Origin of the sequence: Gracilibacillus kekensis (assembly GCF_900143085.1) — a bacterium.
GTDB lineage: Bacteria > Bacillota > Bacilli > Bacillales > Amphibacillaceae > Gracilibacillus > Gracilibacillus kekensis.
Window position 1 is genome coordinate 42,411 of the sequence record NZ_FRCZ01000008.1, and the last position, 22,486, is coordinate 64,896.

The 22,486-nt window shown below is 35.7% G+C and carries 22 protein-coding genes; 19 read left to right on the forward strand and 3 right to left on the reverse strand.

Annotation, left to right across the window (positions count from 1 at the left end; translation table 11 throughout):
* The first annotated feature begins 24 nt into the window (after window positions 1-24).
* The 15 genes from spoIIIJ to rpsR all read left to right on the forward strand — a co-directional run bounded on the left by spoIIIJ (window position 25) and on the right by rpsR (window position 13,737).
* Complete coding sequence (gene spoIIIJ / locus BUC25_RS16665) at window positions 25-813, forward strand: YidC family membrane integrase SpoIIIJ (RefSeq protein ID WP_073203015.1); 789 nt, start codon at window positions 25-27, stop codon at window positions 811-813.
* On the forward strand, window positions 813-1,430 hold the full coding sequence (jag, locus tag BUC25_RS16670) for an RNA-binding cell elongation regulator Jag/EloR (RefSeq protein ID WP_073203016.1): 618 nt from the start codon (window positions 813-815) through the stop codon (window positions 1,428-1,430). Before spoIIIJ ends, jag begins: the two co-directional genes overlap by 1 nt.
* Before the next feature lie 629 nt (window positions 1,431-2,059).
* Window positions 2,060-3,436, forward strand: coding sequence for a tRNA uridine-5-carboxymethylaminomethyl(34) synthesis GTPase MnmE (gene mnmE, locus BUC25_RS16675; protein WP_073203017.1), 1,377 nt, complete (start codon window positions 2,060-2,062; stop codon window positions 3,434-3,436).
* Between the two features lie 22 nt (window positions 3,437-3,458).
* Entirely contained in the window at window positions 3,459-5,351 is a 1,893-nt protein-coding gene (gene mnmG, locus BUC25_RS16680) for a tRNA uridine-5-carboxymethylaminomethyl(34) synthesis enzyme MnmG (RefSeq protein WP_073203018.1), read from the forward strand.
* Between the two features lie 15 nt (window positions 5,352-5,366).
* Entirely contained in the window at window positions 5,367-6,080 is a 714-nt protein-coding gene (rsmG, locus tag BUC25_RS16685; RefSeq protein ID WP_073203019.1) for a 16S rRNA (guanine(527)-N(7))-methyltransferase RsmG, read from the forward strand.
* Between the two features lie 365 nt (window positions 6,081-6,445).
* The gene (gene noc / locus BUC25_RS16690) at window positions 6,446-7,306 is read left to right on the forward strand and encodes a nucleoid occlusion protein (RefSeq protein ID WP_073203020.1); all 861 of its coding nucleotides are present in this window, start codon (window positions 6,446-6,448) and stop codon (window positions 7,304-7,306) included.
* Window positions 7,307-7,486: 180 nt separating this feature from the next.
* Window positions 7,487-8,248 (forward strand): ParA family protein, encoded by a 762-nt coding sequence (locus BUC25_RS16695; protein ID WP_073203021.1) that lies wholly within the window; start codon window positions 7,487-7,489, stop codon window positions 8,246-8,248.
* Window positions 8,241-9,077 (forward strand): ParB/RepB/Spo0J family partition protein, encoded by an 837-nt coding sequence (locus tag BUC25_RS16700; protein ID WP_073203022.1) that lies wholly within the window; start codon window positions 8,241-8,243, stop codon window positions 9,075-9,077. The genes BUC25_RS16695 and BUC25_RS16700 overlap by 8 nt, the downstream gene beginning before the upstream one ends.
* 80 nt (window positions 9,078-9,157) lie before the next feature.
* Window positions 9,158-9,862, forward strand: coding sequence for a DUF554 domain-containing protein (locus BUC25_RS16705; protein ID WP_073203023.1), 705 nt, complete (start codon window positions 9,158-9,160; stop codon window positions 9,860-9,862).
* A gap of 78 nt (window positions 9,863-9,940) precedes the next feature.
* Complete coding sequence (locus tag BUC25_RS16710) at window positions 9,941-10,951, forward strand: YkvI family membrane protein (protein ID WP_073203024.1); 1,011 nt, start codon at window positions 9,941-9,943, stop codon at window positions 10,949-10,951.
* A gap of 43 nt (window positions 10,952-10,994) precedes the next feature.
* The gene (locus tag BUC25_RS16715; RefSeq protein ID WP_073203025.1) at window positions 10,995-11,189 is read left to right on the forward strand and encodes a DUF951 domain-containing protein; all 195 of its coding nucleotides are present in this window, start codon (window positions 10,995-10,997) and stop codon (window positions 11,187-11,189) included.
* A gap of 206 nt (window positions 11,190-11,395) precedes the next feature.
* A complete protein-coding gene (gene ychF / locus BUC25_RS16720; protein WP_073203026.1) occupies window positions 11,396-12,496 on the forward strand; it encodes a redox-regulated ATPase YchF in 1,101 nt (366 codons plus the stop codon).
* Window positions 12,497-12,643: 147 nt separating this feature from the next.
* Window positions 12,644-12,934 carry a 30S ribosomal protein S6 gene (rpsF, locus tag BUC25_RS16725; protein WP_058309183.1) on the forward strand — a complete coding sequence of 97 codons (291 nt, stop codon included), beginning with the start codon at window positions 12,644-12,646 and terminating at the stop codon, window positions 12,932-12,934.
* A 15-nt stretch (window positions 12,935-12,949) separates the two neighbouring features.
* Window positions 12,950-13,486 carry a single-stranded DNA-binding protein gene (ssb, locus tag BUC25_RS16730; protein WP_058309182.1) on the forward strand — a complete coding sequence of 179 codons (537 nt, stop codon included), beginning with the start codon at window positions 12,950-12,952 and terminating at the stop codon, window positions 13,484-13,486.
* A gap of 20 nt (window positions 13,487-13,506) precedes the next feature.
* Window positions 13,507-13,737 carry a 30S ribosomal protein S18 gene (gene rpsR / locus BUC25_RS16735; RefSeq protein ID WP_058309181.1) on the forward strand — a complete coding sequence of 77 codons (231 nt, stop codon included), beginning with the start codon at window positions 13,507-13,509 and terminating at the stop codon, window positions 13,735-13,737.
* Window positions 13,738-14,061: 324 nt separating this feature from the next.
* On the opposite strand, the gene BUC25_RS16740 is transcribed toward rpsR, so the two are convergent.
* Both BUC25_RS16740 and BUC25_RS16745 read right to left on the reverse strand, forming a co-directional pair.
* On the reverse strand, window positions 14,062-14,715 hold the full coding sequence (locus BUC25_RS16740; RefSeq protein WP_073203027.1) for a DUF2306 domain-containing protein: 654 nt from the start codon (window positions 14,713-14,715) through the stop codon (window positions 14,062-14,064).
* 14 nt (window positions 14,716-14,729) lie between these two features.
* Window positions 14,730-15,317, reverse strand: a complete 588-nt coding sequence (locus tag BUC25_RS16745) for a TetR/AcrR family transcriptional regulator (protein WP_073203028.1) — start codon at window positions 15,315-15,317, stop codon at window positions 14,730-14,732.
* Window positions 15,318-15,832: 515 nt separating this feature from the next.
* Between BUC25_RS16745 and serA the strand changes: the two genes are divergently transcribed.
* The gene (gene serA / locus BUC25_RS16750; RefSeq protein ID WP_073203029.1) at window positions 15,833-17,419 is read left to right on the forward strand and encodes a phosphoglycerate dehydrogenase; all 1,587 of its coding nucleotides are present in this window, start codon (window positions 15,833-15,835) and stop codon (window positions 17,417-17,419) included.
* 693 nt (window positions 17,420-18,112) lie between these two features.
* On the opposite strand, the gene BUC25_RS16755 is transcribed toward serA, so the two are convergent.
* A complete protein-coding gene (locus BUC25_RS16755; protein WP_073203030.1) occupies window positions 18,113-18,886 on the reverse strand; it encodes an HAD family hydrolase in 774 nt (257 codons plus the stop codon).
* Between the two features lie 206 nt (window positions 18,887-19,092).
* On the opposite strand from BUC25_RS16755, the gene BUC25_RS16760 reads away from it, so the two are divergent.
* From BUC25_RS16760 to rplI, 3 genes are read left to right on the forward strand one after another with little or no spacing between them, the layout of a single operon-like run.
* Window positions 19,093-20,025, forward strand: a complete 933-nt coding sequence (locus tag BUC25_RS16760; RefSeq protein ID WP_073203031.1) for a YybS family protein — start codon at window positions 19,093-19,095, stop codon at window positions 20,023-20,025.
* A gap of 29 nt (window positions 20,026-20,054) precedes the next feature.
* A complete protein-coding gene (locus tag BUC25_RS16765) occupies window positions 20,055-22,034 on the forward strand; it encodes a DHH family phosphoesterase (RefSeq protein WP_073203032.1) in 1,980 nt (659 codons plus the stop codon).
* Window positions 22,031-22,477: a 50S ribosomal protein L9 gene (rplI, locus tag BUC25_RS16770; protein WP_073203033.1), complete on the forward strand. Its 447-nt coding sequence runs from the start codon at window positions 22,031-22,033 to the stop codon at window positions 22,475-22,477. Before BUC25_RS16765 ends, rplI begins: the two co-directional genes overlap by 4 nt.
* Window positions 22,478-22,486: the final 9 nt, after the last annotated feature.

Below are 22,486 nucleotides of genomic sequence, written 5' to 3' on the forward strand. Positions count from 1 at the left end.
GTAAAGGAAATAAGGAGGATAAAGATGCGTAAGAAGCTCCTATTATTATTGGGTTTAGTAGGTGTAATACTTTTATTGTCCGGTTGTACAGAAATTGACCAGGACATTACACCTGAAAGTGAAGGGATTTGGAATCAATACTTTGTATTCCCTCTATCATGGTTGATTGTAAAAGTGGCGGAATTTTTTAATGCGGAGTATGGCTACGGTTTATCTATTGTTATTGTAACCATCTTGATTAGGTTAGTATTATTACCTTTAAATATAAAACAATTGAAAAGTTCAAAAGCAATGCAAGCAATTCAGCCTGAATTACAAAAGGTAAGAGAAAAATACAGTTCAAAAGATCAACAAACACAACAAAAGTTACAACAGGAAACAATGGAACTGTTTCAGAAGAATGGTGTTAATCCACTGGCAGGTTGTTTACCAATTATTGTACAGATGCCGATTTTAATTGCTTTCTATCATGCAATTATGCGGACAGGAGCACTGGATGGCCATGTGTTTTTATGGTTCCGATTAGATTCACCAGATCCTTACTATATATTACCTGTTTTAACAGCTGGTTTTACTTATTTACAACAAAAGTTAATGATGGCTGGTACAACGGCAACACAAAATTCTATGATGCCTCAAATGACAATGATGCTTTACTTGATGCCGATTATGATCGGGGTATTTGCAATCTTCTTCCCATCAGCATTGGCATTGTATTGGGTTGTAGGTAATATCTTTATGGTGTTGCAAACATTATTAATTAAAAACCCAATGATGAAACGTGATGAGGCGGATGCAGGAGGCACAAAATAGTGAGACAACTAACTGCTACTGGACAAACAGTTGAAGAAGCGGTCCAATCAGCTTTAAGGCAGTTAAACATCACAGAGGACCAAGCTAAAGTCGAAGTCATTGAGGAAGGAAAAAAAGGTATCTTCGGTTTATTTGGATCAAAACGAGCCATTGTGAAAGTATCCAAGGATGAAGATCCGATCGAAAAACTTCAGAAATATCTCGAATCGATTATTTCTGAATTTAATTTAGATGTTAAAATCACTATAAAAGTGGATCAAAATGTCGTAACATTCCAATTAGCTGGTGAAAAAATAGCATTACTGATAGGAAAACGGGGACAAACGCTGAATGCTATTCAATATTTATCGCAATTAGCGATGCATCAATATGCTGATAAATACTATACGGTAGTTGTTGATGCAGAAGGTTATCGTGAAAGAAGAAAAGAAACATTAACATCACTGGCAGAGCGTTTGGCTGAACGGGCTTCTAGAACAAATAAAGAGGTCAAGATTGAACCAATGCCATCCTATGAGCGTAAAGTGATTCATACGGCATTGCAGCAAAATAAAACAGTAGAAACAGATTCACAAGGTACCGAACCAAACCGGTATGTTGTGATCAAACCTAAATAAGTAGACAAAGCACGAGTAATTATCAATGATTACTCGTGCTTTTTTTTGTGCTAAGCATGGAAAGCATATAATCAGCGGTATCAAGGCATTTGTTATCAAAGTAGTAATTTTGAAATATAGTGACTTTTAATCCACCGCTTCTGCTGTCCACTTCCCTTTCCATGGCGTTTTCCCTTCAGCTAACTTTTTCGAGCACAAACCGCTCAAAAAAGTTAGCTGAAGACACGTCCTTGGTATAGGATACACTCCGAAAGCTTGCTTGAGCAGATGTTGACTTATGCCCTATGGGTAAAAGTGAAGTGGGGAAGCCGTAGCGGGTTTTAAATCTATTATACATTTCAAAATTACTACTAAAAGGACAGGGTGGGTTCCCGGTTTTTCATATACGTTAGAAAAGCATACAATTTTAGCGATAAAGTAGTTCGGCGAAGAAGAACTTTAAGTTGTGAATACTTTTATTTTTAAAAAGTTATTAACATGTGGATAAAATAAATTGAAAGAAAAAACGAAAACTAGGTGTGGATATCTTTTCAAGTGGTATAGTTTTGTGCTATTCTAATAAGTTAGTGACACTAAACGATAATGAAGAGTGATTGATATAGAGATCTTAAAAAAATGGAGGTGAAGAAATGGAGAAAGATACGATAGCCGCGATTTCCACGCCAATCGGAGAAGGTGCGATAGCCATTGTTCGATTGAGCGGGGAAGAAGCGATAACCATAAGTAATAAACTGTTTGAGGGTAAAGACCTGAAGCAGGTTGATTCACATACGATTCATTATGGCAAAATGATCGATCCAAAGACCGATGAAATGATGGAAGAAGTCATGGTCTCGGTCATGCGTGCCCCAAAAACGTTTACCAAAGAAGATGTGGTAGAGATAAATTGTCATGGGGGGCTGGCATCTGTTAATCGTTTGTTAGAACATGTTTTGCTATATGGTGCACGTCTGGCAGAACCGGGTGAATTTACGAAACGTGCTTTTTTAAATGGTAGAATTGATTTGTCACAAGCAGAAGCTGTCATGGATTTGATCCGTGCTAAAACAGACAAGGCGATGAACATCGCTCTTAAACAGTTAGATGGCAAATTATCAAAGCTTGTCCATCAATTACGACAAAAATTAATAGAAACTGTCGCACATGTGGAAGTTAATATAGACTATCCAGAATATGATGATGTTGAAGAAATGTCGCATCAAATGTTGAGAGATAGAACCCAGGAAGTGTATCAAGAAGTAGAAAAACTCCTGAGTATGGCAAAGCAAGGAAAAATCTTGCGTGAAGGAATTGCCACAGCTATAATTGGCCGTCCGAATGTAGGTAAGTCCTCCTTGTTAAATGCTTTTGTCCAAGAGACAAAAGCGATCGTAACAGATATACCTGGAACGACAAGAGATGTAATTGAGGAATATGTCAATGTTCGCGGGATTCCGCTGCGATTGGTGGATACTGCAGGTATTCGTGAAACGGAAGATATTGTCGAACGAATTGGTGTGGAACGATCACGTCAAGCTTTAAAAGAATCAGATCTGATTTTGTTAGTGTTAAACTATGGAGAAGAACTTACAGAGGAAGATCGCAATCTTTTTAAGGCGGTCGAAGGTTTGGAATATATTGTGATTGTGAATAAAACCGACCTTGATGCTAAACTAGACGTAGAAGAAGTAAAACAACTTGCAGCTAATCAAAAGGTCATCACCACTGCTTTAATTGAAGATAAAGGAATGAATGCATTAGAAGAAGCAATCGCTGATACCTTTTTTGAAGGGGAGTTAGACACTGGTGATCTATCCTATGTATCAAATGTACGGCATATTCAGTTGTTGCAACAGACGTTAACAGCATTATCTGACGCGGTGGAAGCAATGGATGCAGAGATGCCAATTGATTTAGTCCAGATTGATGTAACAAGAGCTTGGGAATTGTTAGGTGAAATTGTAGGGGATACATTGCAGGATAGTTTAATTGATCAATTGTTCTCTCAATTCTGCTTAGGAAAATAAGTAAATTAAAGGAGGATCAGCAATGTCAACCTATGAAGCTGGTCAATATGATGTGATCGTAATTGGTGCAGGACATGCGGGTGTTGAAGCTGCGTATGCTGCTGCCAAAAGAGGTGCGAAAACATTAATTTTAACATTGAATTTAGATATGATTGCGTTTATGCCGTGTAATCCATCGATTGGTGGCCCTGCGAAAGGAATTGTCGTACGTGAAATAGATGCTTTAGGTGGTTTAATGGGCAAAGTAATTGATAAAACCTATATTCAAATGCGTATGCTTAATACAGGCAAGGGGCCAGCTGTACGAGCATTACGAGCCCAAGCAGATAAACCACTATATATTCAAGAGATGAAAAAGACATTAGAACAAGAAAAGAATTTGACGCTCAGGCAAGGTATGGTAGAAGAACTTCTTGTTGAAGATGGTACATGTAAAGGGGTCATCACAGAAACGAAAGCACTTTATCGTGCGAAGTCTGTCATTATTACGACAGGAACCTTTATGCGCGGACGTGTTATTACTGGTGATATTTCTTATGAAAGTGGTCCGAATAACCAACGTGCCAGTGTTAAATTAGCGGAAAATCTAGAGAAAATCGGTTTTGATCTTGTTCGTTTTAAGACTGGAACACCACCGAGGGTCAATAATCATACGATTGATTATGCGAAAACAGAAATTCAGCCAGGGGATGACAATCCACAACATTTTTCTTATGAAACTACAGAAGAAATTGTCGATCAAATTCCTTGCTGGTTAACCTATACGAATGAAAACACTCATGCTATTATTAATGACAATTTAGGATTGTCAGCAATGTATTCAGGCATGATTAAAGGGACAGGACCTCGTTATTGTCCATCAATTGAAGATAAAATTGTTCGTTTTCATGATAAACCACGTCATCAAATTTTCTTAGAGCCTGAAGGACGCAATACAGATGAAGTGTATGTTCAAGGTTTATCTACTTCATTACCAGAATATGTACAAAGAGAAATCTTGCGAAGCATACCTGGTTTAGAAGAAGCAGAAATTATGCGTGGTGGTTATGCAATTGAATATGATTCAGTGGTACCAACACAATTATGGCCTACGTTAGAAGTGAAAAATGTCGAAGGACTGTTTACAGCTGGACAAATTAATGGAACATCCGGTTATGAGGAAGCGGCAGGACAAGGTCTGATGGCAGGTATCAATGCGGCAGCAAAAGCATTAGATGTAGAGACGTTAATTTTAGATCGTTCTCAAGGGTACATTGGTGTATTAATTGACGACCTTGTAACAAAAGGTACAAATGAACCATATCGATTATTAACGTCCAGAGCTGAATATCGTTTATTATTACGCCATGATAATGCAGATTTACGATTAACAGAAATTGGCCATCGTATTGGTTTAATTTCAGAGGAACGTTTTCATCGATTTGAAGAAAAGAAACATTTAATAGAAGAAGAAAAAGAACGGTTAAGCAATATCCGATTAAAACCGACAGAACAATTACAACAATTAATGGAATCGATTGGTGGTACAAGATTAAAAGATGGTATTTTAGCGTATGATTTATTGAAAAGACCGGAAGTTACCTATGATGTTATTCAGCAAGTAGCACCTGCGGAAATAGAATTAGCTGCTGATGTTAAGGAGCAAGTCGAGATCCAAATTAAGTATCAAGGCTATATATCAAAATCTAATCAACAGGTAGCGCGAATGAAAAAGATGGAAAATAAGGCGATTCCTGATAACATAAATTATGATGATATAAGTGGATTAGCAACAGAGGCACGAGAAAAACTAAAACAAGTACGACCGTTATCTGTGGCGCAAGCCTCTCGAATTTCTGGTGTAAATCCAGCGGATGTCTCTATTTTATTAGTCTATATTGAACAAGGAAATGTAGCAAAAGTATCGAACGAATAATAGAGGAGGGGCTAAATGAATCTCCAGTCATTTCAAACACATTTAAATAAAGAAGGTATCACGCTTACCGATCAACAATTACAACAATTTGACACGTATTTCCACACCTTAGTCGAGTGGAATGAAAAAATGAATTTGACAGCAATTACGGAAAAAGAAGAGGTATATGTCAAACATTTTTTCGATTCGTTAACAGCGGCATTCTATTTTGACTTTTCGAATGAATTACATCTATGTGATGTGGGGGCTGGGGCAGGGTTTCCCAGTATCCCACTCAAAATCATCTTTCCACAGCTTAAAGTAACAATTGTTGATTCATTAAAGAAACGAATTACATTTTTAAATCACTTGGCATCAGAGTTAGAATTGGAAGGCGTGTCCTTCTATCATGATCGTGCCGAACTGTTTGGTATTAATGATAAATTTAGACATAAATTCGATGTGGTAATGGCACGCGCTGTTGCCAGAACATCAGTTCTGTCTGAATTGTGTTTACCTTTGCTTCGAACCAATGGAACGTTTATTGCGATGAAAGGTTCAAATATTGAAGATGAATTAAAAGATGCAGAAGATGCTATTGAGTTACTCGGTGGAAAAATTAAAAAGGTTGAATATTTTATGTTGCCTGAGGATAATGGGGAAAGAAACATGTTAATCATCGATAAAAAAAGAAAAACACCTAAAAAATTCCCTAGAAAACCTGGTGTACCTAACAAAAGCCCATTATAAAATAAAACATTATTTTATAGGAGTCTAAAAGCTCTCCAGATACCTATCAGATAGTCTCTTTCCAATCTTAGTTTTATTGATTCAAGAGGAATATGATGTAAGTTTACATCATGATAAATAATAATTTACAAAAAATAATTTATATTTTTTATCGCTTTTTGTATTTTTGTGATAAAATGATACTAACAGATTACTAGTTATGTTCCACGTGAAACATTTTGGAATATAAACGGCTTCAATGACTTGCTTAAATCCATGTTTTAAGCAAGTTTTCCCATTTTATACTTTTATATAGATCCATTGTACAGGTATAATAGTTTCGTATATTCATAATTTTGGTGAAGAAGAAAAAGGTGGTGTTTAATATGTTACACCCATTTGGTCGTATTTTTGGTATTGGTGATAAAGCTGTAGAGGATGTTATAGAAGATGCCGAGAGTTTTCAGGATGAAGTATTGTTCTTAAACATAGACTCGATCGAAGCAAATCGATACCAACCAAGATCAATATTTAACGAAGAAAAAATCAAAGAATTAGCACAAACATTACATACACATGGTATGATCCAACCGATTGTCGTTCGCCCAATCGAAGATGAAGCAGAACGATATGAAATTATTGCAGGGGAAAGACGTTGGCGTGCTGCTAAAAGTCTTGAATGGGAAAAGATACCTGCCATTATTCGTGAAATGACGGATAAGGAGACCGCATCGGTTGCATTAATAGAAAACTTGCAACGTGAGGAACTGACAGTAATCGAAGAAGCTATCGCATATGATAAATTAATCGAAATGCATGAGTTAACACAAGAAGCGCTTGCGCAACGGTTAGGGAAAAGCCAATCAACGATAGCGAATAAAATGCGACTGTTGAAATTGCCAGAAGAGGTACAACAGGCCATTTTACAAAAAGTGATTACAGAAAGACATGCACGTGCGTTAATCGGTTTAAAAAGTGAAGAGCTGCAATTGAAAGTTTTAAAGCAAATAATCGATAGAGATTTAAATGTAAAGCAAACCGAAGCACAGATTGATCGATTAATGGCAGATAAAAAGAAGCCTAAAAAGCCGCGTCTTAAAGGAATTAATAAAGATATGCGTATAGCGATGAATACAATCAGGCAATCCTTGGACATGGTGTCTGATACAGGTGTTGACTTAGAAACCGATGAACAAGATCATGAGGATTTTTATCAAATAACCATTAAAATCCCTAAGAAAAAATGATGCTAGAATAGACCCATCTTTATGTAATAGCAAAGATGGGTTGTTTTATGATAAGAAATAACAAATCTATTATTTTTTTTGTATCAATCGAACTATTTATTAACTTTTTGTAAAAACAAATATTTATTTGTTCGAATTAGTGATAAAATAAAAGAAATGAAGCAAGAGGTAGGTGACATCATGGGAAAAGTAATAGCCGTTGCAAACCAAAAGGGTGGCGTCGGCAAAACGACTTCTTCAGTTAATTTGAGTGCAGGATTAGCACATTTCAATAAAAAAATATTATTGGTAGATATCGACCCACAAGGTAATGCTACTAGCGGTGTAGGGGTTAATAAAGCAGATGTTAGCCATTGTATCTATGATGTATTAGTAGATGATATAGAAACTAGTAAAGTGTGCGTACATACGGAAATTCCTAACTTAGATATTATTCCTGCTACCATTCAATTAGCTGGAGCGGAAATTGAACTAGTATCGACTATTTCACGTGAAGTTCGGTTGAAAAAAGCCATTGATAATATTAGAGATCAATATGATTTTATTATCATAGATTGTCCGCCTTCACTAGGTTTATTGACAATCAATGCGTTAACCGCATCTGACACTGTCTTAATACCTGTACAATGTGAATATTATGCGTTAGAAGGTTTAAGCCAATTGTTAAACACCATTCGTCTAGTACAAAAGCATTTAAACAAAGAACTGATGATAGAAGGCGTTCTATTAACAATGCTGGATGCCAGAACTAATCTAGGTTTGCAGGTAATAGATGAGGTAAAGAAATATTTTCAGGATAAAGTATATCAAACCGTAATACCACGTAATGTTCGATTAGGTGAAGCACCAAGTCATGGGCAACCGATTATAACATATGATTCTAAGTCGAGAGGTGCAGAAGTATATCTTGATTTAGCAAAGGAAGTGATTGCGGATGGCTAGAGGATTAGGAAAAGGATTAGATGCCTTTTTCCCTGAAATAGAGGAAAATGAATCAGATAAAATAGAAGAGGTTGAATTAAAAAAATGCAGGCCAAATCCATATCAACCTAGAAAAGTCTTTGAAGCTGATGCAATTGAGGAATTAAAGGAATCTATTATTCAGCATGGTATATTGCAACCTCTCATAGTTCGTAAAAGTATTAGGGGTTACGAAATAGTTGTTGGAGAAAGACGATTTCGAGCAGCAAAAGAAGCAAATTTAGAAACGATTCCTGTTGTTATTAAAGACTTAACTGATGAGCAGATGATGGAATTAGCTTTATTAGAAAATATTCAACGTGAGGATTTAACACCTATTGAGGAAGCGACAGCATATGACCGTCTCATTAATGAATTAGGGACAACTCAAGATGAGTTAGCTAAGCGCTTAGGAAAGAGTAGGTCGCATATTGCGAATCTAGTACGCTTACTCAGCTTACCGGAAGATATTATTGCTCAAATAAGTCATGGTGAATTATCAATGGGACATGGAAGAGCACTTTTAGGCTTAAAAGATAAGCAAAAAATAAAGCCTGTTGCAAAGCGAATTATAACAGAAAAATTAAATGTTCGTCAGGTTGAAGCGCTCATCAATGAGTTAAATAATCAACCAGTGAAGCAAAAGCAAAAGAAAGAGATAAAAGATGTTTTTATTGTAGAAAGAGAAAACCATTTAAAAGACTTCTTTGGTACAAACGTCAAAATAAACAAAGGCAAACGCAAAGGGAAAATTGAAATCGAATTTTTCTCGGATGATGATTTAAATCGTATTCTGGATAAAATGGAATAATTAAAGGTCTGATTGTTTGCTCAGCGCAAATAATCAGACCTTTTCATTGTACATACAAGGTGGAAGAAGGTGAAAAGTGCATGGTATTATTAGGGACATTAATAAATGGGTTATGTATTATTATCGGAACGGTTTTAGGTCTGATTTTTACCAATATTCCAGAAAGAATGAAAACAACTGCATTACAGGGAATAGGATTAGTCGTGTCGTTAATAGGAATACAGATGGCAATCCAAGCCGAAAATATCGTCCTTATTCTATTAAGTTTATTAATAGGAGCTCTTATTGGAGCAGGTATTTATCTTGAAGATAAGTTAAATATAATCGGTGAAAGGATTGAAAGGAAAGTTAATAAAAAAGGGAAAAGTAACCTAACAGAAGGTTTTATTACTGCTAGCTTAATATTTGTTGTTGGTGCTATGGCAATAGTTGGCGCGCTGGATGGAGGATTAAGAGGAGATCATGAAGTGTTAATAACCAAAGCTTTTTTAGATGGCTTTATGGCGATGGTTTTAACGACGACATTAGGTTATGGTGTCATTTTCTCGGTAATTCCTGTTGTGCTTTATCAGGGTTCTATCGCTTTGTTAGCAGTCCAAATTAATAAATGGTTACCACAACAAGTACTGGATGGGTTTATTAATGAAGTGACGGCCATCGGAGGTTTGTTAATTTTAGCGATCGGTTTAAATATTTTAAATATCACTAAAATTAAAATCGGAGACTTCCTGCCAGCTATATTTATATTTATCCCCTTTTATTTCAGTTATTCATTTCTAATGTAAGTTTAAATTTTTTTATCACATACCTTTGACTTCTGTTGCATATTTTTAATATATCTAAAGCTTTTTGGAGGCAAAGGTATGTGGAAATCTGGCTTGAAATGGATGTTCTTAATTGTAGGAACAATGGTAGGTGCAGGATATGCATCAGGGAGAGAGTTATGGCAATTTTTTGGTCATGAAAGTGGACTAGCAATTGTTCTGTTTACTATATTATTTATCTGTTCCGTTACAATAACCATGATGGTGAGTTATACGAATAAAACAGATAATTATTATAACTTATTAGAAATGATATTAGGAAGTAAAATTGCTAGATTTTATGATGTACTCATTTTCTTTTATTTAATGTCAACTACTGTAGTAATGATTGCAGGAAGTGGAGCAACATTTGAAGCGATTTTCCTATCTAAATGGGTGGGCATTCTATTTATTGTTGTATTTATCATTATTATTTTTGTAAAAGGTATAAATGGTATACTTACTTTTAATGTAGTAATTTTACCATTGTTGATCATTGGTTTGTTATCTATTTTATTGATTTACACGTTTGATCAAAAGTTGACTTTTTTATTAGCTCTTGATCATCAGGCGAATTGGACAGCGGCATTTACATTTACCGCATTAAATATTTTGTCTATTCTGGCAGTGATAGGAGCAGTAGGGGATAAGATAAAGTCAAAAGGGGAAATCTTCATTGCGAGTATTGGTAGTGGGCTTATACTTGGTCTTACTTCCTATTTATACAACAATAGTTTAATTCAAATATCAGAAATTATCATTTTATATGAAATTCCGTTGTTTGCAATATTAAAAAATTACCCTAATTACACGTATATTATCATGACCATTTTGTTATGGTTTGCAATTTTTACAACTGCAATATCCAGTATGTTAGGACTTGTTACACGACTAGCCCGTTTTCTAAAATATAAAATGTGGCATATTGCCCTTGTTGTATTATTACTCGTAACCCCTCTAACCAAAATAGGTTTCTCAACTTTAATTGCATTGTTATATCCGATATATGGAATAGTAAATTTATATTTACTTTGCGCTATCTTACTATTTCCATTTTATAAAAAAATTTAATATAATAAAGAGAGAATAAAATGTACGTTGAAGAGGTGAGAGGATGGAACGAAAAGAATTTCAATTAAATGATATAGTAGAAATGAAGAAGCCTCATCCGTGCGGTGAAAATCGATGGAAAGTGATTCGAATGGGCATGGATATTCGCGTGAAATGTGAAGGTTGTGGGCACAGCGTAATGATCCCACGCAAACGATTTGAACAAAAAATGAAAAAAGTACTTGTTCATGCGGAATAAAAAAATGTTTCACGTGAAACATTTTCGTTTTTTCTGCGAGTTACAATGACATATAATTGCTTTTTTATATAAGAAAAAATTGAAAATCAAGGGGTGTAGTCCCTTGATTTTTGTTTTTTAATAACTTGTCAATTAGAGAAAGTATCACTATAATTGGTATGACCGATACGTTCATATGGACGGAATCCTTAAGGAGTGAAAGTTACATGGCATTAACAGCAGGAATTGTTGGTTTACCTAACGTGGGTAAATCAACGTTATTTAACGCAATAACGCAAGCAGGTGCAGAATCTGCAAACTATCCATTCTGTACGATTGATCCAAACGTTGGGATTGTAGAAGTCCCAGATGAAAGACTGCAAAAATTAACAGAACTCGTAAAACCAAAGAAAACCATACCGACGGCATTTGAATTCACAGATATTGCAGGGATCGTTAAAGGTGCAAGTAAAGGGGAAGGACTTGGTAATCAATTCCTTTCACATATTCGCCAGGTCGATGCAATTTGTCATGTGGTACGTTGTTTTCAAGATGACAATATTACCCACGTGTCGGGTAAAGTAGATCCTATTTCAGATATCGAAACCATTAACCTGGAGCTGATCCTAGCAGATTTAGAAACAGTATCTAAAAGAATTCAGCGGGTTGAAAAAATGGCTAGACAAAAGGACAAAGAAGCAATGGCTGAATTAGAAGTACTTACCAAATTAAGAGAGGCTTTTGAAGAGGAAATACCTGCACGTGCAGTAGAGTTTAATGATGAACAGCAAAAATTGGTGAAGGGACTGCATTTATTAACAAGTAAATCTGTTATGTATGTTGCCAATGTAGGTGAAGATGAATTATTAGAAGTAGACAACAATGCATACGTACAGCTAGTGAAAGATTTTGCTAAGAAAGACGAAGCTGAAGTTATTGTTGTCAGCGCAAAAGTTGAATCAGAAATTGCAGAATTAGATGGGGAAGAGAAAGAAGAGTTCCTAGAAGAACTAGGTATCGCAGAATCCGGATTAGACCAATTGATTAAAGCAACCTATCAATTACTCGGATTAGCAACATACTTTACAGCAGGTGAACAAGAGGTACGGGCATGGACCTTTAAAAAAGGAATCAAAGCACCTCAAGCAGCAGGTATTATCCATAGTGACTTTGAAAAAGGTTTTATTCGTGCTGAAACCGTATCTTATGATGATTTGGTGGAAGCTGGGTCTGAACAAGCTGCAAAAGAAAAAGGACAAGTAAGATTAGAAGGTAAGGAATATTTGGTGAAAGACGGAGACGTTATGCATTTCCGTTTCAACGTATAACAGGATCATTATCCATCGACTTATATTAATTAATATTTGCAATGATTAAAGAATATTGGTATAATATTTTATTGTGAGTAATGAGACTATTATTCCTTGCTCTATTACAAAAATAGAGCCGCCAAGACCAAAAGGAGGTGTAAACGGATGAATAAATACGAAATCATGTACATCATCCGCCCAAATATCGAGGAGGAAGCACAAACAGCTTTAATAGAGCGTTTCAGTGGTTACCTTACGAATAATGGAGCGGAAATTGAGAAAGTTGAAGAAGTAGGTAAGAAACGTCTTGCTTATGAAATCAACGATCACCGTGATGGATATTATGTAATTATTAATTTTAAAGGTGACGAAACAGCAATTAACGAATTTAATCGTCAAGCGAAATTCTCTGATGACATTTTACGTTACATGGCAATTCGCGAAGACGAACAATAATAAGGAGTGGTTCTGATGTTAAATCGTGTCGTGCTTGTCGGCAGGTTAACGAAAGATCCTGATTTACGTTATACACCAAATGGCGTAGCCGTAGCTAATTTTACAGTAGCTTGTAACAGACCTTTCTCTAATCAACAAGGTGAGCGAGAAGCAGACTTTATCAACTGTGTAACATGGAGAAGGCAAGCGGAAAATCTTGCAAACTACATGGGTAAAGGAAGCTTAATCGGTGTAGACGGTCGAATTCAAACTCGTAGCTTTGATAATCAGGAAGGTCAGCGAGTCTTCATGACAGAAGTAGTAGCAGATTCAATCCAGTTCTTAGAATCAAGAGGTGGATCTGGTGGTGGACAACCTAATACACAGGGATCTCAAGGGTATAATCAAAATCCGAATCAGAACCAACCGAGTCAAGCAAACCAGAATCAATTTAATCAAAATAACAACAATCAAAACAATAACCAAAATAATCAAGGGAATAATAGTGGCGACAATCCATTCCAAGATAGTGGAGAGCCGGTAGATATTTCTGATGATGATTTACCATTTTAATTTAAAGGAGGTTTTTAATTATGGCAGCTCGTCGTGGACGCGCAAAGCGTCGTAAGGTGTGTTTCTTTACAGCGAACGGTATTACACACATCGACTATAAAGATGTTGATTTATTAAGACGTTTCGTTTCAGAACGTGGGAAGATTCTTCCTCGTCGTGTAACAGGAACTTCTGCAAAATATCAACGTAAATTGACAAGAGCAATTAAACGTGCTCGTCAAATGGCTTTATTGCCTTACGTTAATGACTGATATTGAAGAAGAAGCACTATAGAGGTTTTTCTATAGTGCTTTTTTATATTAAGCAAGGAAAGTATATAATCAGCGGTATCAAGGCATTTGTGATCAGAGTAGCCATTTTGAAATAAAGCGTACACGAAACCATCGCTGCAGTTGTCCACTTCTACTTATTTTATCTTTGTCATTTGTCATGAATAAGAAACTGAATAGGTGATGATAAGGATATTGTGTTCACTAATTTAAATAGCAATTTAGAATTGGAACAGTATGAAAAATGATAGGTACAAGAAAAAAAGTTCTTCTGAGAGCTATGAAAAATTTCTATGCAATTATTATTTAAGCATGTGATTGATCAAGTAAATCATTTTTGAAAGTCGTAGTCATTTTTCGTACGTAGAGCTCTGCTACAAGGAGATTTGGTACCCAAGATAACCAAGATATGATTGTATAACTTGTTTCATAGTTTTCGACCCCAGCGGTTAATACGAATAAAGGAAGCCATAGTCTGAGTGTGACCGCAGCAAAGGTTAATGAATAATTCCGAATCATCCATTTGCGGTGCTGCTGAATTTTTCGTTGTTTGATCTTATAAAAAGCCATACTACCAGTTACAAGCCAGAAAAATGCTAGGAAGCCAAACCCTAAAGTAGATATTAGGCCACCTGTTGCTTCAAAGGCTAAATAAAAACCAGTCAGTCCCCCAAATAATATACAACTTAAATACACTTTTCCAAAAAGTTTATGTCTTTCTCTATTTTTATTTCTTATTTTCTCAGATAAAAGAAAAGGTCCTAATGCTAAAGCTAGTAAACTTGAGAATGCATGAATGTATAACATAATGTACCAAAATTGGTTTAATACGTCGCCTATTTGAATTTTTGACATGACAAATCCAGACTTACTAGGTTCTAATACAAAATACTGAACTAAAGAATACCCAGAAATGCAAAGAGCAAGAATCGTACCTATAATCCAAATTGCTTTTTTCAATATAATCCCACCTTTTATTTAATAATTCCATTCAGATAAGTATTGATATGAAAAGAAATAAGATCTTGCTTTTGCTTCCATGGAAATGTTTGGAATGAAATTAATAAAGATGCTATCCCATGTAAATGAGCCCAAATCGATTGACTTATGATTACTGCGTCCTTTTCATCTATCCAACCTTCCTTTATACAATCTTCCACTTGATCAACTAAAAGTTGAAACCCTCTTAAACGATCACTTTCCATTAAAGATATATGATGCTGATTTTCAAGATTTTGAACAAAAATTAATTCGTAATATTCAGGGGAGTCTATACTAAATTGGATATATGCATGTAGGAGTTTTTTTAATCTGATAGGTGTGTCTTCATCCTCTTGAATAGGGGCCTTTAGAGCTAAATAAAATAATTGATAGCCATCTTGTAGTAGATGGAAAACAAGTTCATCTTTATTTTGAAAGTAATTATAAATATTTGTTGGAGAGTACCCAACAGTGTTTGCAATTTTACGCATAGATACTTGGTGGTAACCTTCTGAGATGAATAAAGAGCGGGCAGCATCTATAATTTTTTGTTTAGCTTCTTCACCATTTGACTTTTTCATTATTAACCTCCTTTTACATTAACGGCGTTAACTTAACAGTGTTAATATAGCAAAAATATACAAAACTGTCAATTGTAATTTACAAATAACTGTAAATGAGTGGAGCTAAAGATCTTTATCATTTGTAAGTTTTAATGAACTATAAAAAGATCGAGCAAATTCTAAGTAAAGTACGTTTGGATGGGATAATTTTTCTAAAAATAAGCAAGAAATGCATAAAGACGAAATATAGATTTAAAATTTCTGTAAATGTTCGTTATTAGATTGAAAAAAGCATTAACATTAACGATAATGAACATTAAAAACAACCAAACACGATTAATGCCCTTGACATTATCACAAATTTTGCTATGATTGAAGGATAAATTGAGTAGTAATAGAGGAAATAAAAGTGCTATAATAGATGAAATGGAAAGCAAATAACTTTTTTAGTGAAAATATTCACGAAATAAGTGTTATGACATAAACAAGTGAATATCAAAAAAGAAGATACAATAATAATGGAGGGGACAACCATGGCTTTTAAAGTATTAATCAGTGATCCGTTAAGTGAAGATGGAATCCAACCGTTACGGGAAGCAGACAATATCGAAGTGGATGTTCAGACAAGTTTATCACCTGATGAATTAGCGGAAAAAATTGGTAACTATGACGCACTACTTGTACGTAGTCAAACCAAAGTGACCAGAGATATTATTAGTCAAGCATCTAATCTTAAAATTATCGGTCGTGCAGGTGTTGGTGTGGATAACATTGATTTAAGCGCAGCAACTGAGTATGGTGTCATTGTTGTAAATGCACCAGATGGAAATACGAATTCTGCAGCTGAGCATACAGTTGCGATGCTGATGTCATTGGCTCGTAAAATCCCACAGGCATTTTTAGCATTAAAAAATGGAAAATGGGATCGTAAGACACATGTAGGCGTAGAATTGAAAGGAAAAACATTAGGTGTTATTGGTATGGGAAGAATTGGTGCTGAAGTAGCTGCACGTGCGAAAGGCCAGCGCATGAATATTATTGCATATGATCCATTCTTAACAAAAGATAGAGCCGATAAACTGGGAGTAGACCTTGGCTCAGTAGAAGATGTGGTGGTAGCTGCAGATTTTATCACAGTACATACACCTTTAATTAAGGAAACAAAACACTTATTAAATAAAGAAGCTTTTGAAAAAATGAAGGATGGAGTACGCATTATTAATTGTGCTCGTGGTGGTATTATCGATGAGGATGCTCTATATGAAGCAATTAAATCAGGAAAAGTAGCAGGAGCAGCATTAGACGTATTTGAAGAAGAGCCTGCTACGGACCATCGCCTGTTAGAATTACCAGAGGTAATCGCTACACCACACTTAGGTGCAAGTACGGTAGAAGCACAGGAAAATGTAGCGATTGATGTTAGCCATGATGTGGTACGTTACTTAACAGAAGGAGTAGCGAAAAATCCTGTTAATTTACCTGCAGTACCAAAAGAAATCATGAACAAAATTGAACCATATTTCCATCTATCTGAAAAATTAGGTACCTTCTTAACCTACTTAACGAGCGGTGTAATCGAAGAGATTAACATTTCTTATTCTGGTGACCTAACGGAAATGGAAGTAGCACCATTAACTCGTAATACCATTAAAGGTTTACTAAAACGTCATCTAGGTGACCATGTTAATGATGTGAATGCTTCTTATTTAGCAGAAAAGCGTGGTATTCGAGTCAATGAAAATAAATCTTCCACACCAAAAGGGTTCACCAATTTACTTAAAGTAGAAGTGAAAACTAAAAATGTCACGCGTTCTATTTCTGGTACATTACTAAATGGCCTAGGACCACGCATTGTACAAGTGGACGCATACAGTGTCGATGTAGTACCTGAAGGGAACCTTGTCGTAATTAAACACAATGACCGACCAGGTGTTATTGGTAAAGTTGGTAGTTTGTTTGCTGAAAAAGGAATCAATATAGGCGCCATGCAAGTAGGGCGTTCAGATGTAGGCGGAGAAGCGATCATGATTGTAAGTGTAGACAAATATTTAGAAGAAGAAGAAATAGAAGCATTAAAAGAAATCGACGAAATCGAAAAACTAACAGCAATGGAATTATAGACTGCAACAAAATAATTCAATAATTAGAAAAATCCAAACGATGAGGTGAAATCGTTTGGATTTTTCTGCGTACTAGGGAGAAACTGCGCAATAAACGGTGTGGTAATTTTGAAATAGGTTAAACTGGTGTACATCTGCTCCGGCTGCCCACTTTCCTTTCCGCGGGGTTTTATCTTCAGCTAACTTTTTTAAGCAAAGGACGCTTAAAAAAGAGGATCTTCAGATAAAACGTTCCCACAGGAGTGAAAGTGGGCGGCCTGCGCTAACATATTTGTTCTACAACTACTGTGACAGATAGCATTTTGAGTTGTGACTTCAATCAACGAATTTTTTAAACGAGAGAAATGACAAAATGCTACCTCATGCTAGCGTTGTAGCATATCAAATTAGCGTAGGCGTCCGCTTCTACTCCTACGGGATATTTTTATCCGAAGATCCACTTTGGCAAGCGGTTTTTGCTTTCCAAAGTTAGCTGAGGAGAAAAACCCGTGGAAAGGGAAGCGGACTAGCCGTAGCGGTTGCTACGCACACACCTTATGTCAAAATTACTGCATTATTTATTGCACAGCAATCCTTATATTATGCAACAATAAATATAGCATAGTTCGTGTTTGAAGTTATGAAAAATATATATGTCTCAGCCTCTTTTTGCCTCAAAGTCTATCCAATAGTAATTAATATACTAAGGATTGGTTATAGCAATGCAAGTAGTTCTTCTAGATGTTTAATTTCATAGGTTGGCTCTACTTCATTCTTCTCTTTATCCTCGCGATTAATCCAGACACTTTTAATTCTCGTACGATTTGCACCTAAAATGTCTGTCATTAAATTGTCGCCAACCATTAATGCCTCTTCATTCGAAACGTCTGCAACCTCTAATACATGCTCAAAAATACTGGGGTCAGGCTTGCCTTTACCAAAACCACCCGAAATAATAATATGATCAAAGAAATCATTAAGTTCAGGAGTGATCGTTAATTTCGTATTTTGCAGATCAGGAGAACCATTTGTTAGCATGACTAATTGATAGTCTTTTTGTAATTTTTCTAGTATCGAAAAGGTTTCCTCGTACACAAATGGACTGTTTTTACGATGAATCGGAAACTGCTCCGCTAAATAAGCACCAAATTCCTTATCCTCAATGCCCAGTTGTTGTAAGCCTTGAGTCCAGGCATCTTTACGGTAATTAGGTACAATCTCAGCCATTTTCTTAAAATAGGTATGATCATCTAAGAAATTACCCCATAGTCCTTCAAAAGGATTTATGCCAATCATTTGCGTGAATTCATATGTTTCATAGTTTTGATATAGAGTTCGAGCTTCTTCACGAACAGCTTCTTCTAGCTTGTCAGGATCGACCCCGTATTTTTCTTCTGCTAGTTGGCAGGTTTTTTCGAATGCCGTTTTCACACTTTTTTTATCCCATAGTAGAGTATCATCAAGGTCAAAAATTATTGTATTTATCATTTATGTTACCTCCTCTTTTGATTCCATCCTTATTATACTGGAAATAAGATAGAATGGCATATCATTTTTCTATAAAAGCTTTAATTTGTCGCTACTACTTAGTTCGTATATAATTAGAATAGAAGTGAATGGTACGGAGGAAAAGCACAGCGCTTTCTTGCTGTGCTTTTTCGATCAAATTGAGCACGTCAAAGGTGGTTTAAACAATGAATCAACAACCAATTCAGAAGGATTTTTTCATATATATTGGGATGTTCTTCTTACTTCTATTATTATCCGTATTAGCACCATTTCTGGCAGGTATATTCTTATTTTTGCTGCCAATTCCTGTTATTTTATTAATGAAAGCATATCCATTAAAATGGACAGCACTGGCATTAGGGATCATGTTTCTTTTTTCTTTACTAGTGTTTCCTTTTCTAACCGTCCCTTTAGCAATCATAGCTTTTATTAGTGGAGGGATGATGGGCTGGTCGATCACAAAACAACAACATCCATATGAAACATGGGCAAAAGGAACAGCGGGTTTTGTTTTAGGATTAGTGTTTGTTTACGCTTATATCGAAGTGGTGCTGCAATTTTCTATTATGGAGAATTTTGAGCAAACCATTGATGAATCACTAAAGATGACCGAGGATTTATTTCAGAGTTTTGGGATGGGCCAGCAGGATTTTGAAATCATACGAGATCAGATGATGAATACGTTACAATTAATGCCGGTCATTTTGGTCGTAGTGTCGATGGCTTTAGCCATTTTAACCCAGTGGATATCTTTTAAAGTAATGAATAAATGGTATAGAGAAGCGTTTTATTTTCCGGCTTTTCGTAAATTACAACTGCCGAAACTTATATTGTGGATTTATTTTTTTACGTTAATTATTTCGCTTTTTGTAGCGGATGACTATTCCACCATTGGATCTGTTGTAGTATGGAACATCTATCATTTAGCAGGAATCCTGATTGCCTTGCAAGGCTTATCCTTTATCTTCTTTTATAGTCATACAAAAGGGCAATCTTTAGCATTACCTATTATTAGTATTCTGTTTGTAGTATTTTTTCCGCTAATAGGTCTTTATTTGATCAGAATCTTAGGTATAATTGATTTAGGGTTTGAATTAAGAAAAAGAATGGCAAAGTAAAGAGGTACTTTAGTTAGGAGCTGACAACAATGCCAAAATTTATAGATAAACCAGTTGTAATGGGACGGCATATTATAGCTATTTATATTTTATCGTTTCTGTTGCTTATATTTCTGTTTTATTATCACTGGATACTCGGAGTCATCATGGCAATATTCTTTACTGTGTCATTATATTACAGTATTAAGCGTGAACGACAACTGGTTGATCAAACAGAGGCATACATCTCGACGCTATCTTATCGGGTTAAAAAAGTTGGTGAAGAAGCTTTATTAGAAATGCCGATAGGAATCATGTTATATGGTGAAGACTATCAAATTGAATGGGCAAATCCCTATTTGAATGAATTTACAAAGGAAGATACGTTGGTCGGTGAGAATTTAGAGATTTTATCTGATAATCTCATTTCACAATTAAAAGACAGTAAGGATACTTTTTGGCTGACCATTGACGAGTATGATTTCCAGGTTTACAACAAGAAAGAAGAGCGATTACTTTATTTATTTGATCGAACAAAACAGACCGAGTTACATCATATGTATCAAAATGAAAAAACGGTGTTAGGTATCATCTTTTTAGATAACTATGAAGAAATCACTCAAAATATGGACGATACAGCGAAAAGTCAACTGAATTCTCAGGTTACTGCAACACTTAACAAATGGTCACATGAACATGAAATTTATTTAAAACGGACGTCACAGGAACGTTTCATGGCTGTGATGAATCAAAAAATATTAGGGGAATTGGAAAAAATAAAATTTGAGATATTAGATGAAGTGAGAGAATTGATTACTGATAAAAACGTTCCATTAACATTAAGTATTGGAATCGGATTGGGTAGTGAGTCATTACCTGAACTAGGAGAACTAACTCAATCAAGTTTGGATTTAGCGTTAGGACGAGGCGGAGATCAAGTCGTCATTAAAGATGATGAATCAGGAAAGGTTCGTTTTTATGGTGGTAAGACAAATCCAATGGAAAAACGAACAAGAGTTAGAGCTCGTGTTATCTCTCATGCTTTGAAGGAATTAGTGAAGGAAAGCGATCAAGTATTGGTGATGGGGCATAAGGCACCTGATATGGATTCCATCGGTTCCTCGATTGGTGTATTAAAGATTGCACAAGCAAATGATATAGAGGCCTATATTGTCTTGGATGAAAATGATATTGATACAGGTGTGCAGCGATTAGTGGAAGAAATGAAGGAAAAAGAGGAGCTGTGGTCCCATTTCATTGACCCTGATTCGGCTTTAGATATCGTCTCAAAAGATACCTTGTTAGTCATTGTAGATACGCATAAACCATCAATGGTTCAAGAGGAAAAATTAATTCAAAAAACAGACCATGTCGTTGTGATTGATCACCATCGTCGCGGCGAAGAGTTTGTGGATCACCCTACCTTGGTTTATATGGAGCCATATGCGTCCTCAACGGCAGAGTTAGTAACAGAGTTATTAGAATACCAACCAAGCAAATTATCCTTAAATATGTTAGAATCTACAGCATTATTGGCAGGGATTATCGTCGATACAAAAAGCTTCACATTAAGAACGGGTTCTCGTACCTTTGATGCAGCTTCCTACTTACGCTCAAAAGGTGCGGACACGGTACTTGTGCAAAAGTTCTTAAAAGAGGATTTGGACATATATGTGAAACGAAGCAGGCTGATAGAGAACACAAACATTTATCGAGGTAATATTGCGATTTCAGTAGGTAATTCACGAGAGCCATATGGTCCAGTGGTAATCGCGCAAGCAGCGGATACACTCCTGACGATGACAGGTGTGGAAGCATCTTTTGTTATTTCGGAAAGGAAAGATGGGCGTATCGGAATCAGTGCAAGGTCATTAGGAGATATCAATGTCCAAGTGCTTATGGAAAAAATGAACGGTGGCGGCCATTTAACGAATGCTGCTACCCAATTAGATGACATGGCGGTTATTGATGCCTATGAATGGTTAAAGGATATTATTGATGAATACTATGAAGGAGGAGATTCAGAATGAAAGTGATTTTTACCAAAGATGTGAAAAATACAGGAAAAAAAGGAGAAGTAAAAAACGTATCAGATGGATATGCACGTAATTTCCTGCTTAAAAATAATCTGGCGATTGAAGCTAATCAGGCAAATATGAAAGCATTAGATGCGAAGAAAAACAAAGAGAAAAAACTAGAACAAGAAGAAGTAGAGGAAGCAAAGCAACTAAAAGAAAAATTAGCGAGTTTAGAAGTGAAATTAACTGCAAAATCAGGTGAAGGTGGCCGATTATTCGGTTCTATTACAAGTAAACAGATCGCCGAAACTCTTAAGAAAGAACATAATATCAAAATGGACAAGCGTAAAATCGAACTAGATCAGCCAATTCGCAGCTTAGGTTATACGAATGTTCCAGTGAAGATCCATCCTGAAGTAACAGGAACAATTAAAGTACATGTTGTTGAAGTATAAGCGAGTGAA